Source organism: Flavobacteriales bacterium (assembly GCA_016713875.1).
Classification (GTDB): domain Bacteria; phylum Bacteroidota; class Bacteroidia; order Flavobacteriales_F; family PHOS-HE28; genus PHOS-HE28.
Genome location: JADJOI010000003.1, coordinates 1,544,009 through 1,559,340 on the forward strand (window position 1 = coordinate 1,544,009; position 15,332 = coordinate 1,559,340).

A 15,332-nucleotide genomic window follows, 5' to 3' on the forward strand; every position below is an offset into this window, starting at 1 on the left:
TCACAGACCGACCCGATCGTCGATCCGGTGGTGCCCGCGTTCAGGAGCGTTGCGCGCCACCAGTTCGGCCACGAAGCCCACCGTGAAGAGCTGGACCCCGATGACCATGGCCACCAGCGCCACATAGAAAAGGGCGTTATCGGACACCAGGCGTGCAGGCTGATGGTGGAGCACGTGCCACATCTTGTCGCCAACGAGCCAGGCCGTGGCGGTGAACCCGAGCACGAACATCAGTGTGCCCAACGCGCCGAAGAAGTGCATCGGCTTACGCCCGAAACGGAACACGAACCAGATGGTCATCAGGTCCAGGAACCCATTGATGAAGCGATCGAGCCCGAACTTGGTACGACCGAAGCGTCGCGGGTGGTGCTTCACGACCTTCTCGCCGATGCGGGGGAAACCTTCACGCTGGGCGATGAAGGGGATGTAGCGATGCATCTCGCCATACACCTCGATGGACTTCACCACCTGAGCGCGATAGGCCTTCAGCCCGCAGTTGAAGTCGTGCAGGCGCACCCCGCTCACCAGGCGTGTGGCCCAGTTGAACAGCTTGGTGGGGATGGTCTTGCTGAGGGGGTCGTGGCGCACCTTCTTCCATCCGCTCACCAGGTCGTAGCCCTCCTTGTCGATCATGGCATAGAGGGCCGGCACTTCCTCGGGATCGTCCTGGAGGTCGGCATCCATGGTGACCACCACCCTGCCGGTGGCGGCTTTGAAGCCCTCGTTGAGCGCGGGGCTCTTGCCGTAATTGCGCCCCAGGCGGATGCCCTTGACCCTCTTGTCCTGCGCAGCGAGCGACCGAATGACCTGCCAGGATCCGTCCGTGCTTCCGTCATCCACCAGGATCACTTCATAGTCCACGCTCATTGCGCCCAACACAGCATGCAAGCGCTCCGCCAACGGGGTCAGCGATTCATGCTCGTTGAGAAGGGGAACGACGATGGAAAGGTCCATGGAGCGCACAAAGGTGCGCAAACGCCCGGTGCGCCACGGAGCGCTACCTTTGCCCCGGGGCAAGTCTTTCACGACCAGCTCCCGCTGAACCCCCCAGGGCCGGAAGGCAGCAAGGGCAGGCGGTCGTAGCGGTGCGATGGGAGTCGCTTGCCCCACCTATTCGCGTGCCCGGGCCGGTGATCGGACCGGCCTGGGGCACGATCTCAAATGACCGATCAGGCGTTCGTGAAGGTGGTGCTCGTCACCGGCGGCAGCAGCGGCATCGGCGCGGCCATCTGCACGCGGCTGGCCGCGGAAGGGCATCGCGTGTACGGTACAGGGCGGAAGGTGGACCGGCAGCCCCATGGCTATCATCTGGTGGCGATGGATATCACGGACACCGCTTCGGTTCAACGAGGGGTCGAACAAGTGCTCCGCGAAGCGGGCCGCATCGACGTGGTGGTGAACAATGCCGGTCTTGGTATCCAAGGCCCTGCGGAGGACATCGCCCCCGAACTGGCGCTGGAGGTCTTGAACACCAATCTGATGGGTGCGCATCGTGTATGCCAGGCGGTGCTGCCCGGCATGCGCGACCGCCGGCGGGGGCTGGTGATCCACATCACGAGCCTCGCGGCCAACTACGGCCTGCCGTTCCGAGGCTTCTATAGCGCGAGCAAAGCGGCCCTTGAACGCTATGCGGAGGCTCAACGGATGGAACTGGCGCCGTTCGGGGTGCACGTGGTCACCTTGCAACCGGGTGAATACCGCACCGGCATCGCTGCAGCTCGGGCGCGGCCTACCTCCATCGGCGCCCACTATGCCGAAGCCTACCAGCGCGTGATGCAGGTGCTGGATGGCGGCCTGCATTACAGCCGCGACCCTGACGAGGTGGCGGTGAAGGTCTCCAGGCTCATGCAGCGGTCTTCACCGTATGGCGTTCACTTCGCCGCACACGGCGTCCAACGCTTGTCGGTGCTGTTGAAAAAGGTGCTGCCTTCGCGCCTCTTCGAGCGGTTGATGATGCGGCATTACCGCTAGGGAACGGTGATCCGCCGTGCACCGTGGGACCAGGTCCGGCTGTGGAGAACCTCTCCTTCCAGCTGTTCCCCGTCCGTCTACCTTCGGCGCATGAAATTCTTCATCGACACGGCCAGCCTGGCGCAGATCCGGGAGGCCCACGCCTTGGGTGTACTGGACGGGGTGACGACCAACCCGAGCCTGATGGCCAAGGAGGGCATCACAGGCGACGAACAGGTGCTCAAGCATTACGTGGACATCTGCTCGATCGTGGACGGGGATGTGAGCGCCGAGGTGATCAGCACGGACCTGAGCGGCATGTTGGCCGAAGGGGAACGGCTGGCGGCCCTGCACCCCAACATCACCGTGAAGGTGCCCATGACGCGCGATGGAGTGAAGGCGATCAAGACCTTCACCGGCAAGGGGATAAAGACCAACTGCACGCTGGTGTTCAGCGCAGGCCAGGCGTTGCTTGCGGCCAAAGCAGGCGCGACGTACGTATCACCTTTCATCGGTCGACTGGATGATGTGAGCACGGATGGCATTCAGCTCATCGAGCAGATCAGGACGATCTTCGACAACTACGGATCGACCACACAGGTGCTGGCCGCCAGCATCAGGCACCCCATGCACATCGTCCAATGCGCCGAGGTGGGTGCCGATGTGGCCACCTGTCCGCTGAGCGCCATTCTGGCCCTTTTCGACCACCCGCTGACCACGATCGGGCTGGAGAAGTTCCTCGCCGACCACAGGAAGGCCCAGGCGATGCGCTGATCATGCTGCTTCAGATCCACCCCCGCGATCCGGAGCCCAGGAAGGTGCGCACTATCGCCGAGAAGCTGCGCGATGGAGCAGTGGTGGTTTGTCCAACGGACACGGTGTACGCGTTCGTGTGCAGCCCCAAGCACGCCACAGCGATGGAACGCGTGGCCCGGCTGAAGGGGGTGAAGCCCCAGCGCGCCGAACTATCGTTGGTGTGCAAGGACCTCTCGCAGGCCGCATTGTTCGTCCGTCCGATCGATACCGCCACGTTCAGGCTGTTGAAACGCGCCCTACCAGGCCCTTACACCTTCATCCTTCCGGCCGGTGGCGATGCACCGAAACTGTTTCAAACGAACCGGCGGACGATCGGATTCCGCATTCCGGATCATCCGGTGGCGTTGGCCTTGGTAGAGGAATTGGGCCACCCCTTGGTGGCGGCCTCTGTGCACGATCCGGACCACGTGGTGGACTACACCACCGATCCTGAGCGGATCGCGGAGCATTTGGGCCCGCAGGTGGACCTGGTGATCGATGCGGGAATGGGCGGCCTGGTGGGCAGCACCGTGATCGACCTGAGCGGAGAGACCCCGGTGGTGCTTCGGCTGGGAAAGGGCGAAGTGGAGGGGCTGATCTAGGCCCCGGAACGTTCATTCATGCCAGCGGTGGTACCTGGACCAGGACCCTGTCCCCAGCGATGAAGCTGAACTGGAGCCGTTCTGCTTAAGATCCTGGAAGAGGCTGGTGGTTGGATCATCCGAGTGTTGCTTTGCGGTTCACGAAACGTATGCATGGCCATACATATATTTATTACCCTGATTTTCAATACGTTAATGTAAAGTCAGGCTTGACTGACCAATCAATGATGTTTTATATGCTTGATTATCAATGATTTACCAGCTCAACCCGGGTCGATATATGCATGGCCATGCATATGTTCGATTTCCCTACTTGGCACGCAATGCCGCTTCGTCCGCGCACCACAGCCATAAGGACCTTCACCCTCCACGAGACCGCTAACAGATCCGCCGATAGCAGCTCACTCGCAGTCGACCAAGGTCGCGCCGCGGTGCCTGCGGAAGGCATCGGGTAGGGCCCCGACCACATCCATCGCGGTCATCCCGTCCGCTCCACGCTCTTCAGCGGCGATATCACCGGCCAGACCGTGGATCCAAACACCGACAATGGCGGCGTCCGACGGGGAAAGTCCTTGTGCGAGGAGCCCGGTGATCAGGCCGGTCAGCACATCGCCCGTTCCCCCTTTGGCCATGCCGACGTTGCCCGTCGCATTATACAGGACCCGGCCATCTGCCAGGCAGATGGCCGTATTCGCTCCTTTCAGCACCACCACGCCCCGCCGCTTTTGTGCGAAGGAGGATGACTTTGCGATACGGTCCCGGGTATCCATGGCCGGTCCGAAGAGTCGATCCGCTTCTCCAGGATGCGGGGTGAGCACGGAGCCGGGAGGGAGCAACTCCAAGAGATCCGGCGACCCCGCCAGAATGTTGAGCGCATCTGCATCGAGCACCAGCGGCCAGGACGTGGTGCGCAGAACGTTCTTCAGCAGGAGCGCCGTCTCGTGGTGCAGACCGATACCTGGTCCGATGCCTACGGCCGACCACCGACCTGATGGAGGAGTGCCTCCGAGGTGATCTCCGTCCCCGAGTTCCAGCACCATGGCCTCTGGCACCGCGCTGTGCAGTGCCATGCCCATCTGCCGGGGAACGGTGACGGTGACAAGTCCTGCCCCGCTGCGAGCGGCTGCGGCCGTGGCCATGATCGCTGCGCCGAGATGCCCTGTCCCTCCGGCCATGAGCATGGCGTGACCGAACCTGCCCTTGTGCGCGGCTCTAGGGCGCTCAGGCAGGATGGCATCAATATCCGTGGCTTCCAACAGGAAGTGCAGGCTTCCGCACGATGCCACGGCATCGCGATCGAGGCCGATGTCGACCACGCGCCATTCGCCGCAATGACCCATGGATCCGGGTAGGAGCATGAAAGGCTTCGGCACCTGGAAGGTGCACGTCCATCGCGCGTGCACGATCGCTGAACGGTCCTCCGGGCCACCATCTGCGAAGGCGCCGGACGGAAGGTCGACCGCCACGACCGCTCCCTTCCGCGCGTTGAGCTCGCGCACCAGATGGAGGTAGTGGCCGGTCAATGGTCTGTTGAGGCCGGTCCCGAACAAGGCATCGATCACCAGTTCATCGTTCCGGAACGCAGGCAGCGTCCGGTCCGGACCGGAGAGGACATCCACGACGACCTCCCTTAGTCGCTTGAGGTTAAGTACATTATCAGGGGATGATCCTACGGGATCATAGGGACAGAGAACCCGCACCGGCCACTTCCGGGCCGCCAGGTGGCGGGCGATGGCCAGACCGTCGCCACCGTTGTTACCAGGGCCACAGATGACCAGAACGGGACGGGGAGCGGACCCAAGGACTTCGAGGAAGGCCTTCGTGAAGGCGAGCGCCGCTCGCTCCATCAGGTCCGTGCTCCGTATTGGTTCCCGTTCGGTCGTGAGCGCATCGACGCGTCGGACCTGCTCGGCGGTAAGGACGGGCAGCATGGCAGAAAGGTATCCGAAATGAGGAAGCCCCTGCCTTTCGGCAGGGGCTTCCTCTTCAGCAGGATGGACTCCTTACTGGAAGTAGAAGTTCATGTTGATGGACACACCATTGTTGTTGGTGTCCACGCCGAAGTCGTTCTCCTTCGTACCACCTTCGATCTCGCCAGGTCCGTTGTCGCCAGTGGCGCGGTCCCAGCTCGTGGTGTTGAAGCCTTTGCTGGCCAGCATCAGGCCCCAGCCGTACTCAGCGCCCAGGGACACTTTGGGAGCGACGAACCACTCCACGCCCACGAAGGCGTTCAGGCCCACCATGAGGGCACCGCCCTGCTTCTCTTCGGTGATGCGCGAGCCCGTGTTCTCCAGACTGTTGCCGTACTCGAAGCTCTTCTTCTGACCGGCGATGCCGAAGTTCAGGTCAGCACCGTAGACACCCACCACGCGGGTGCTGCCGACGCGCTTCTCCAAACCCACACCGATCTGGATCGTATTGCCACCCCACTTCGTGGAGTTCTCCACCGTGGCGTTCGGATCGGTAGAACCGGCATCCGGGACCAAGGTCGTCTCCTTGTGGCTGTAGAAGCCCAGGCGCAGGCGGCCGCGGAACGCCGTGTTCGCGTTCTTCAGTTTCTTGACACCGATCACGGCACGGGTCACGCTACCGAAAGCGCCCTCGTCGCCACCACCGGCCCAGTTGTACGGATCCCACGTGCTGGCGGAGATCCAGCTGGGCACAGCATTGCCCGAGGTGCCGTTGAACAGGTTGCCGGCGTAGCCGATGAACGGGGTGGCGTCGATGGTCAGGCCCCAATCACCATCCTGGGACAGCCAATTCTCACCGCGATTGCTGGTGATCTCACCCGTTTGGGCGGTCACTGCCGTAGCGGCGGAGATCGCTGCAGCGAACAGTACAGTCTTTCTCATGACGAACGTTTTGGTTTTACGTGTGCTTCTCGTTGATACTCACGGTCCTTCCCGGTCAAAGGTAGGTCCGAGGCGCGGCAAAGCTATTAACAATCGGTGCGGATATCAACACTTTTTTGTTGATCCATCGATCCGTTCGTCGCTTTGGTCCGCCTCATCGCACGTTCGACCGTAGAATTCGGGGGCGAAGATAGCCTCGGTTCCGACACTACCAAGTTCATGCCGGGAGAACTGTCATTCCACGACTACTGGCGGTAGGCAAGCATTGGTACGAACCGGAAGTCGCCATGCTCCTCGCGGCTGAGCGTATTGTCCTCCAGCCGTCGGATCCGGACCATGCGCTGCACCGGACCCTCTCCTACGGGAATGACCAGGGAACCACCGAGGCGTAGCTGCTCCACCAGTGGTTCGGGCACGAATGGTGCTCCACAGGTGACCAGGATTCGGTCATAAGGAGCATAGGTCGGCAATCCTTGGAAGCCGTCGCCGTGATACAGCGACGCCTTGTATCCCATGGACTCCAGCCTGGTCCTGGTGGACAGGAACAACGGTCGGTGCCGCTCGATGCTCCACACTTTGGCCCCCATCGCAGCGAGCACAGCGGTCTGGTACCCGCTGCCTGTGCCCACTTCCAGAACGCGGTCCCCGCGTCGCACCTCCAGCAGCTGGGTCTGGGTCGCCACGGTGAAGGGTTGCGATATCGTCTGGCCACATCCGATCGGGAACGGCTTGTCCTCATAGGCATGGAGCCTGAGCGCTGTATCCTCGAAGAACAGATGCCGCGGGACCTGGCCGATTGCTTCAAGGACCTGCGACGCGATGATGCCCTTGTTCCTCAATTCCTGCACTAGCTTCCGCCGTGCTCCTTGGGACCTGTAATCGTCACTTGGAAGGGTCATCGCGGCAAAAGTAGCAGCCCCCCCTCGGGGCCGGGGCCTATTTTCGCGCCGCTTTCAACAGTCACCATGTCAGCAGGTCGTTTGCGCATCGGGGTCCTTGGGGCCGGCCATCTCGGTCGGATCCACCTTCAGCAGGCCTTGACCGTGGACGACTTCGAGGTGGTGGGCTTCCATGACCCGGACCCGGACAAATGCACGGCGATCCGATCCGAGTTCGGCCTTCCGGCGTTGGGTTCAGTGGATGCGGTGATCGAGGCGGCGGATGTGGTGGATGTGGTGACCCCGACCTTGAGCCACCACGGATGTGCCATGCAGGCCATGGCCAGGGGACGACATGTGTTCATCGAGAAGCCCCTGGCCAACACGCTGGTGGAGGGTCTTGACCTGGTCCGCATGGCGGAGGACACAGGCCTCTGCGTCCAAGTGGGCCACGTCGAACGGTTCAATCCGGCGTTCCAAGCCGCTGTGCCCAGCTTGAAGGAGCCCCTGTTCATCGAAGGCCACCGGCTCGCGCAGTTCAATCCCCGTGGAACGGACGTGCCGGTGATCCTCGACCTCATGGTGCATGACCTGGACCTGGTGTTGAGCACCGTGAGGTCCACCGTGACAGCAGTGCATGCGAGCGGTGTGGCAGTGGTGAGCGATTCGCCGGATATCGCCAACGCACGGATCGAGTTCGCCAACGGCTGTGTGGCCAATCTCACGGCCAGTCGGATCAGCTTGAAGAACATGCGGAAGATGCGCTTCTTCCAACGGGATGCATACATCTCCGTGGACATGCTGACCAAGGAGACGGAGATCGTGCGGATGGAGGCGGTGGTCGGGGACCCGGATCCCTTCGCGATCACGCTCGATCTTGGCGGCGACAAGGGCAAGCGAGCGATCCAGTTCGAGAAACCCGAAGTGCCTTCGATCAACGCCATCCGGGAAGAGCTGCGGTCGTTCGCCGCATCGGTCCGTGCGGGCACATCCCCCACCGTCACCATCCAGGATGGTTTCGCGGCCTTGGAGCTGGCTCACCGGATCCTTGAGCGCATGCACGAGAACCTCCGGAGGGTGGGACCCGACGGCCACATACCAAAACCCACCGCCCCGCCGTTATGAACCGTCGGTCCATGCGTTCCACCACCCTGATCGGGGTCGCTGCGCTGTCGCTTTTGTGTTCCTGCACCAAGGGCGACAAGGAAGCATCCTATCTGCAGCTCGGCACCGTTTCGGTGGTGGCCGACCCACTGACCGAGGGGACGGGATCGCACCGGATCACCGACCTGTGGGTGTTCGCGGATGACGAGGCCCTCGGGGTCTGGGAGTCGGGTTCTCGCCTGCCCGTGCTGCGCGAGGGTGATGTGACCATCAAGCTCATCGCGGGGATCCCGCGGAACGGCATGCGTGATGATCGCATCCAGTATCCGTTCTACGCCACCTGGTCCGGAACGGTGGCTCTGGCAAAAGGGTCCACGGTCCGGATCGACCCGGCGTTCGTTCACTTCAGTGGGAACACTTACTGGATCGAGGACTTCGAGGACCCTGGATTCAAGTTCACCCGGAGCGCCGAAAGCGACACCACCATGGTGCTCGTGAACGACGCGGCCCTGGTGCTCACCGGGAATGGCTCCGGCCTGATCCATGTGGACCAGGACAAGCCCTACGTGCGCATGGTGAGCAGCGATGCGTTCACACCGAACGGGGCCGTTTTCCTGGAGATCGATCGGCGCAGCGACCATCGGTTCCTGATCGGAGGCCTGATGGACCCGTCCGGCGGGGGAAGCACCATCGATCTGCCCTACCTCTATGTGGCACCCACCCTGCGCGACGACGGCGGCATGCCCTGGTCCAAGATCTATGTGGACCTGAGCAGCCTGTTCAACGCACCCGGGATCACCAACAAGCGGTTCTACATCGAAGTACAGCTCGTGGATGGCGCCACCTCCGGAACCATCTACCTGGACGACATCAAGGTCGTACACCGCTGACCTGAACGCATGGACAGACGCGCCCAGGTCATCCGCTACGTGATCTCCGACATCCTCTCGGCGGCGACCGCGTGGACGCTCTTCTACCTGTACCGGAAGACGGTACTCGAACCCTTGACCTTCGGCCACCCGGTCCCCATCGAACTCGACCGGAACTTCCTCACCGGACTGATGATCATTCCCTTGTTCTGGCTGGGGTTGTACACCATGATCGGCGGCTATTCGGACATCTACCGGCGGTATCGCACAAAGGAGCTCGGGCAGACCCTGCTGATCAGCGTGATCGGGGTGGTCGTGATCTTCTTTGCCTTGCTCCTGGACGACGAGGTACCGGACGGAACCTACCTGTGGCGCTCCTTCCTGGTGCTCTTCGGCCTGCATTTCGGGCTGACCTTCCTGCCTCGGTTCCTGCTCACGAGCCGAACGGTACGCATGGTGCATGACCGCCGCATCGGCTTCAACACGGTGCTGGTGGGGGGCAACGAGCGCGCAGTGGCCATCCATCAGGAGATCGAGGTCATGCCGAAGAGCCCCGGCAACCGGTTCATCGGCTTCGTCAGCGTGAACGGTGGCGATCAGCAGTTGGGGTCCACGGGTCTGCCCCGGATCGGAAAATGGACGGACCTGCGACGTGTGATCGGCGACAACCAGGTGGAGGAGGCCATCATTGCCGTGGAGAGCAGTGAGCATGAGCACATCAGCCGCATCATCAACGAGCTGGAAGGCACCAACGTGCGGATCAAAGTGATCCCCGACATGTACGACATCATGGCGGGGAGCGTGAAGATGACCAGCATCTTCGGGGCGCCGCTGATCGAGGTGAACCCACAGATCATGCCGGCCTGGCAGTTCGCCCTGAAGCGGCTGGTCGACCTTGTGTTCAGCGGGGTGGCGCTGCTCCTGCTCTCACCCTTGCTACTGGTCATCGCCGCCTTGGTGCGCGCCTCCGGTCCGGGGCCCACCTTCTTCCGGCAGGAGCGCGTCGGCCGGTTCGGCAGACCGTTCCGCATCATCAAGTTCCGCAGTATGGTGGCCGATGCCGAGCAGGCCGGTCCGCAGCTCAGCAGCTCCACCGACCCGCGCATCACCCCCATCGGGCGCTTCCTGCGGCGCACCCGGCTGGACGAGCTGCCCCAGTTCTGGAACGTGCTGAAGGGCGACATGAGCCTGGTGGGGCCGCGCCCCGAACGGCAGTTCTTCATCGACCGCATCATGGAAGTGGCCCCCCACTACCGCCACCTGCACAAGGTGCGCCCGGGCATCACCAGCTGGGGCCAGGTGAAGTTCGGCTATGCCGAGAACGTGGAGCAGATGGTGCGCCGCCTCAAGTACGACATCCTGTACATCGAGAACATGAGCCTGGCCGTGGACCTCAAGATCCTCGCCTACACGGTCATCATCATGTTGAAGGGCGACGGCAAGTAGGCAAGGATCACCCCGACCCGTCCGCGCCCTATTTTCACGCCCCTATCCATGAAGAACATCTCCGTCATCGGTGCCGGCCAAATGGGCAATGGCATCGCCCACGTGTTCGCCCAGGGCGGGTACGACGTCACCCTCATCGACATCGCCCAGGACCGGCTGGACAAGGCCGTGGCCACGATCGCGCGCAACCTGGACCGCCAGGTGGCGAAGGGCACCCTCACCGAGGAGGGGAAGCAGGCGGCGTTGGCCCGCATCGCCACCAGCACCGACATGGCCGTGGGGGTGAGGACCGCCGATCTGGTGGTGGAGGCCGCCACCGAGAACGTGGACCTGAAGCTCAAGATCTTCCGTGACATCGATGCGAACGCCCCCAAAGGCTGCATCCTGGCCACCAACACGAGCAGCATCAGCATCACGCGCATCGCAGCCGCCACCCAGCGCCCGGCCGAAGTGATCGGCATGCACTTCATGAACCCCGTGCCCGTGATGAAACTGGTGGAGGTGATCCGCGGCTACACCACCACCGACGCCGTCACCAGAACGATCATGGACCTGAGCACGGCCATCGGCAAGGTGCCCGTGGAGGTGAACGACCACGCCGGATTCGTGAGCAACCGGATCCTGATGCCCATGATCAACGAGGCCATCGAGACGCTCTTCCAGGGCGTGGGCGGCGTGGCCGAGATCGACACGGTGATGAAGCTGGGCATGGCGCATCCCATGGGTCCGTTGCAGCTGGCCGACTTCATCGGGCTCGACACCTGCCTGGCGATCCTGCGTGTGCTGCACGAGGGCTTCGGCAACCCCAAGTACGCCCCCTGCCCCCTGCTCGTGCAGATGGTGACCGCCGGCAAGCTCGGTGTGAAGAGCGGCGAGGGCTTCTACCAGTACACCGCCGGGAGCAAGGACTTGGTGGTGGCACCGGCGTTCAAGAAGTGACCATGCGCAGGTGGGCCGCCATCGTCCTTTTGTTCCTGACGACGGTAGTGCTGGCCCAGGACAGCAGCATCGTGCGCTCGAAGTGGCGGATCGGCGCATCAGGCATCGTTGGCGCAGGCTATCGGCAATTGGTCAGCGATGGGAGCAGCACCTACAACGGTACGCTCATCGCCCTTCGGGATGACCTGGAGGAGCCCGCGCCTGTATTCGGCGGCGGAGTTGATGTGACCTTCGACCTGAGCCCGCATTGGTCCCTGGCCTCGGGACCGCAATTCCTCGACCTTGGATACCGGACGGACAGAATGCCCGTCGTTTCAGTGGATCCGGAAGAAGTGGACCCGACGCTCGCGGAGTCCGGCCGAATCAACTACCACTACCAGTACATGAGCCTGCCCCTGCTTGTGCGCTATCGCATCGGAAGTGGCCGGTTCCAGTTCGAGCCGGCGTTGGGCGTTGCCGGTGATCTCTTGCTCGATGCCTATACCGTCATCGAGTTGTTCGGGCCTGATGGCTTGGAGGACCTGGAACGAAACAGCGCTCCATACGAAGAGCTTCGAAGGATGACGATCTCCGCTGTTGGGGAACTGAACCTGCACTACCACATGGGCCGGCGTTGGGAACTGCGCTTGGCGCCACAAGCCCGGTATCAGGCGATGGTGTTAAGCGACACACCCATATCGGATCGCCTTTACACCGGCGGTCTCACCTTGGGATGCATGTTCCGTCTCTGAGCTCCGTGAGGATCCGTCCGGCCACTGCAGCCGACATCCCGCTGATCCAAGCCATCGCGCACGCCGCATGGCCGGTGGCGTACTCGGGCATCATCAGCCCGGCGCAGATCGCCTACATGCTTGACCGCATGTACGGCACCCCCGCGCTCGAGGAGCAGTTCGGCCCGAAGGGGCACCGCTTCCTCATCGCGGAGCAGGCGGGCACGCCCGTCGGGTTCGCGGGCTTCGAGCATCGGTATGCCCCCGGCCGGTCACGGTTGCACAAACTGTACGTGCTGCCCGCGGTGAAGGGCGCCGGCGTGGGACATGTCCTGCTGGAAGCGGTATTGATCGAGGCCATGAAGGCCGGGGATACCGCCGTGGAACTGAACGTGAACAAGCAGAACCCCGCGAAGGAGTTCTACGCCCGACACGGCTTCACGATCGAACGGGACGAGGTGCTCGACATCGGTGGCGGCTTCGTGATGGACGACCACGTGATGGTGCGCCGGTTCCGACCATGAGGAGCACCGGCTCTGGACGACCGGTCAATGCACCAGGTCCGAGGCCGTCAGTCCGTACCGCTTGAACAACCGCGCCTTGCGTTTCTCCAGCCGCGCGGTGGCCTTGGGGGTGCGCGCCTCCCGGGCGGCCACCGCCAGCTCGCCGGCCTGGATGCGGTGAACGATCTGTTCGATCAGGGCATCCTCGCCCAACGCATCGTAGTCGTCCTTCAGGTCGTTGCCGAAGAGCTTCGCCACACCCTGCCAGATGAAGGCCTGGAAGCTCCCGCGCAACCGCTTCACCAGCTCATAGCCGGTGCTGCCGGTCTCGCGGTCGATGAGCTTGATGAGGATGCCCCCCTGCGTGATGGTGAGGTCGGTGATCTCCGCCTCGAACTCCGCCCGCAGCTCGGCCTCCGCCATTTTCATGTACAGATCGCGGTCCCTGTCGCTCTTCAGCGCGGACGACTCGTAGCCATATTGCTCCAGCAGCTCGGCGCTGACGCGTGCATAGGGATACACCTTCACCACGTTGCGCACCAGCCGGTCGTAGCGCGCGGCCTGCCGTCGTGCCTTCGCGCTGGTGAAGCCTTCGACACGTTTCTCGGGCAGCAGGATGGTAGGCACGGTATCCCCGTTCTCCACCCGAAGGGTGATGAACGGATACGGGGAACCCTCCTGGGCGGCCAGAGGCGACCACCAGGTCAGCAGAAGCAGGGCGAGCGCGAGCGATCGAGCCATGGGACCCCCGATGGGGACGACGGAACAACGCAAAGGTGGGGCCGTTCTTGCCCCTTGTACCCGCTTAGCGCCTGCGAAGTTTCCACAGGGACGGACCCTGGGCGACGGCCGGTGCCACAGCTACGGACCCGGAGCGGCCGTCCAGGATCCCGGCGGCAATGGCCGCAGCGGCCTGCTCCTCCACCGGATCGGAGCCATCCAGCACCTCGGGCCGGAAATGGTCGCGCACGAAGTGCGTGTCGTAGGCCCCCTTGCGAAAGGCCTCGTGCCCCATGGTGAAGCGGCAGAACGGCAGCGTGGTCTCCACCCCGCCGATGGCATAGTCGTCGATGGCCCGTTCCATGCGAGCGATGGCCTCTTCGCGGGTAGCCCCGTGGGTGATCAGCTTGGCGATCATGGGGTCGTAGTGGATCGGGATGGTCATCCCCTCTTCGAAGCCGTCGTCCACGCGGACCCCGGGGCCCTGCGGCGGTCGGTAGGTGGTGAGCGTGCCGATATCAGGCAGGAAGTTGTTGGCCGGGTCCTCGGCGTACACGCGGATCTCGATCGCGTGGCCGTTGATGGCCAGGTCGTCCTGCGCAAAGGGCAGCTTCTCCCCTTCGGCCACGCGGATCTGCAGCTTCACCAGGTCGAGGCCGGTGATCATCTCGGTCACGGGATGCTCCACCTGCAGGCGGGTGTTCATCTCCATGAAGAAGAAGTCGCGCCGCTCATCGAGCAGGAACTCCACGGTGCCTGCGCCCACATAATCCACGCTCTTGGCCACGCTCACCGCGGCCTCGCCGATGCGCTTGCGCAGCTCGGGGGTCAGCACGGCGCTGGGGGCCTCCTCCACCACCTTCTGGTGCCGGCGCTGCACGCTGCACTCACGCTCGAATAAGTAGCACACGTTGCCGTGGGTGTCGGCCATCACCTGCACCTCGATGTGGCGCGGACCGGCCACGTACTTCTCGATGAACACGCTGCCGTCGCCGAAGGCGTTCTGCGCCTCGCTGATCGCGCGCTCCAGGCTCTCCTTCAGCTCGGGCTCGGCGTTCACCACGCGCATGCCCTTGCCGCCCCCACCGGCCGCCGCCTTGATGAGGATCGGGAAGGTGATGGTCTTCGCCACCTTCATGGCCTCCTCCAGGCCGCTCACGGCGCCCTCGGTACCGGGCACCAGGGGCACGCCGAAGGCCTTGACGGCCTCCTTGGCGGCGAGCTTGTCGCCCATCACCTTCATGGCGTGGGGCGTGGGCCCTACGAAGATCACGCCGGCCTTCTCCAAGGCCTGGGCGAAGGCCCCGTTCTCGCTGAGGAAGCCGTAGCCAGGGTGCACGGCATCCACCTTCAGGTCCGTGCAGACCTGCACAAGCTTGTCGATCACCAGGTAGCTCTCCTTGCTGGGCGCCGGACCGATGCACACGGCCTCGTCGGCGAAGCGCACGAAGGGCGCGTTCCGATCGGCCTCGGAGTACACGGCCACGGTGCTGATGCCCATCTCGCGGGCGCTGCGCATCACACGGAGGGCGATCTCGCCCCGGTTGGCGACGAGCAGTTTCTGGATCTTCTTCTTTTTTTGCATGCAGGTGCCCCCAGGGCCGGGTCCGCGAAGATGCGACGGCTTGGCCTGATGTTTGGCACCTTCGGGCCATGCGAGCCTTCGTGCTTCTGGTCCTTGTCGTTGTCACCTGCCCGACCATGCGTGCCCAAGGCCGGGTGCGCACGGTGGAGACCGACAGTGGGCGGGTGGTGCAGCACTACTTCACCACCGGCCAGGTGAGCACGGAGGAATGGACGGACAAGGACGGGCGGTTCGGCCGCAGCCGGGCCTATACACGGTCGGGCGCGGTGCTCGTCGACCACCACACGCGCCGGATCGCCGGGCACGCATCGGTCCATTTCGAATACCACCCCAACGGCGCGGTGAGCCGTTCGGAGTTCAGCGATGCGCCCGATGCGGG

General features: G+C 63.4%; 15 protein-coding genes and 1 other RNA gene. 10 read left to right on the forward strand and 6 right to left on the reverse strand.

Translation table 11 applies throughout. The annotated features are described in order from the left end of the window. Positions 1 to 954 carry a glycosyltransferase family 2 protein gene (locus IPJ87_08235; GenBank protein MBK7941849.1) on the reverse strand — a complete coding sequence of 318 codons (954 nt, stop codon included), beginning with the start codon at positions 952 to 954 and terminating at the stop codon, positions 1 to 3. A gap of 57 nt (positions 955 to 1,011) precedes the next feature. Between IPJ87_08235 and ffs the strand changes: the two genes are divergently transcribed. The 4 genes from ffs (at position 1,012) to IPJ87_08255 (ending at position 3,347) form a co-directional block, all read left to right on the forward strand. Beyond that, an RNA gene (ffs, locus tag IPJ87_08240) (signal recognition particle sRNA small type) lies at positions 1,012 to 1,104 on the forward strand. A 57-nt stretch (positions 1,105 to 1,161) separates the two neighbouring features. Further along, complete coding sequence (locus tag IPJ87_08245; protein MBK7941850.1) at positions 1,162 to 1,971, forward strand: SDR family oxidoreductase; 810 nt, start codon at positions 1,162 to 1,164, stop codon at positions 1,969 to 1,971. Between the two features lie 90 nt (positions 1,972 to 2,061). Beyond that, positions 2,062 to 2,724, forward strand: coding sequence for a fructose-6-phosphate aldolase (gene fsa / locus IPJ87_08250; protein MBK7941851.1), 663 nt, complete (start codon positions 2,062 to 2,064; stop codon positions 2,722 to 2,724). Next, positions 2,721 to 3,347 carry a threonylcarbamoyl-AMP synthase gene (locus tag IPJ87_08255; protein MBK7941852.1) on the forward strand — a complete coding sequence of 209 codons (627 nt, stop codon included), beginning with the start codon at positions 2,721 to 2,723 and terminating at the stop codon, positions 3,345 to 3,347. The genes fsa and IPJ87_08255 overlap by 4 nt, the downstream gene beginning before the upstream one ends. 401 nt (positions 3,348 to 3,748) lie before the next feature. On the opposite strand, the gene IPJ87_08260 is transcribed toward IPJ87_08255, so the two are convergent. The 3 genes from IPJ87_08260 to IPJ87_08270 all read right to left on the reverse strand — a co-directional run bounded on the left by IPJ87_08260 (position 3,749) and on the right by IPJ87_08270 (position 7,098). Then, the gene (locus IPJ87_08260) at positions 3,749 to 5,278 is read right to left on the reverse strand and encodes an NAD(P)H-hydrate dehydratase (GenBank protein MBK7941853.1); all 1,530 of its coding nucleotides are present in this window, start codon (positions 5,276 to 5,278) and stop codon (positions 3,749 to 3,751) included. Positions 5,279 to 5,350: 72 nt separating this feature from the next. Next, on the reverse strand, positions 5,351 to 6,199 hold the full coding sequence (locus IPJ87_08265; protein ID MBK7941854.1) for a hypothetical protein: 849 nt from the start codon (positions 6,197 to 6,199) through the stop codon (positions 5,351 to 5,353). 245 nt (positions 6,200 to 6,444) lie between these two features. Continuing rightward, complete coding sequence (locus IPJ87_08270) at positions 6,445 to 7,098, reverse strand: protein-L-isoaspartate(D-aspartate) O-methyltransferase (protein MBK7941855.1); 654 nt, start codon at positions 7,096 to 7,098, stop codon at positions 6,445 to 6,447. A 66-nt stretch (positions 7,099 to 7,164) separates the two neighbouring features. On the opposite strand from IPJ87_08270, the gene IPJ87_08275 reads away from it, so the two are divergent. From IPJ87_08275 to IPJ87_08300, 6 genes are read left to right on the forward strand one after another with little or no spacing between them, the layout of a single operon-like run. Then, positions 7,165 to 8,202, forward strand: coding sequence for a Gfo/Idh/MocA family oxidoreductase (locus tag IPJ87_08275; GenBank protein ID MBK7941856.1), 1,038 nt, complete (start codon positions 7,165 to 7,167; stop codon positions 8,200 to 8,202). Positions 8,203 to 8,213: 11 nt separating this feature from the next. Further along, complete coding sequence (locus IPJ87_08280; protein MBK7941857.1) at positions 8,214 to 9,071, forward strand: hypothetical protein; 858 nt, start codon at positions 8,214 to 8,216, stop codon at positions 9,069 to 9,071. Between the two features lie 9 nt (positions 9,072 to 9,080). Further along, the gene (locus IPJ87_08285; GenBank protein ID MBK7941858.1) at positions 9,081 to 10,496 is read left to right on the forward strand and encodes a sugar transferase; all 1,416 of its coding nucleotides are present in this window, start codon (positions 9,081 to 9,083) and stop codon (positions 10,494 to 10,496) included. Between the two features lie 48 nt (positions 10,497 to 10,544). After that, positions 10,545 to 11,435 carry a 3-hydroxybutyryl-CoA dehydrogenase gene (locus IPJ87_08290; protein ID MBK7941859.1) on the forward strand — a complete coding sequence of 297 codons (891 nt, stop codon included), beginning with the start codon at positions 10,545 to 10,547 and terminating at the stop codon, positions 11,433 to 11,435. Positions 11,436 to 11,482: 47 nt separating this feature from the next. After that, positions 11,483 to 12,166 (forward strand): hypothetical protein, encoded by a 684-nt coding sequence (locus tag IPJ87_08295; GenBank protein ID MBK7941860.1) that lies wholly within the window; start codon positions 11,483 to 11,485, stop codon positions 12,164 to 12,166. A 5-nt stretch (positions 12,167 to 12,171) separates the two neighbouring features. Beyond that, the gene (locus IPJ87_08300; GenBank protein MBK7941861.1) at positions 12,172 to 12,669 is read left to right on the forward strand and encodes a GNAT family N-acetyltransferase; all 498 of its coding nucleotides are present in this window, start codon (positions 12,172 to 12,174) and stop codon (positions 12,667 to 12,669) included. Positions 12,670 to 12,693: 24 nt separating this feature from the next. Here the strand turns inward: IPJ87_08300 and IPJ87_08305 are convergent, their stop codons facing one another. Together IPJ87_08305 and accC are read right to left on the reverse strand one after the other, a co-directional pair. Further along, positions 12,694 to 13,389: a DUF4294 domain-containing protein gene (locus IPJ87_08305; protein ID MBK7941862.1), complete on the reverse strand. Its 696-nt coding sequence runs from the start codon at positions 13,387 to 13,389 to the stop codon at positions 12,694 to 12,696. A gap of 64 nt (positions 13,390 to 13,453) precedes the next feature. Then, the gene (gene accC, locus IPJ87_08310) at positions 13,454 to 14,953 is read right to left on the reverse strand and encodes an acetyl-CoA carboxylase biotin carboxylase subunit (protein MBK7941863.1); all 1,500 of its coding nucleotides are present in this window, start codon (positions 14,951 to 14,953) and stop codon (positions 13,454 to 13,456) included. Positions 14,954 to 15,332: the final 379 nt, after the last annotated feature.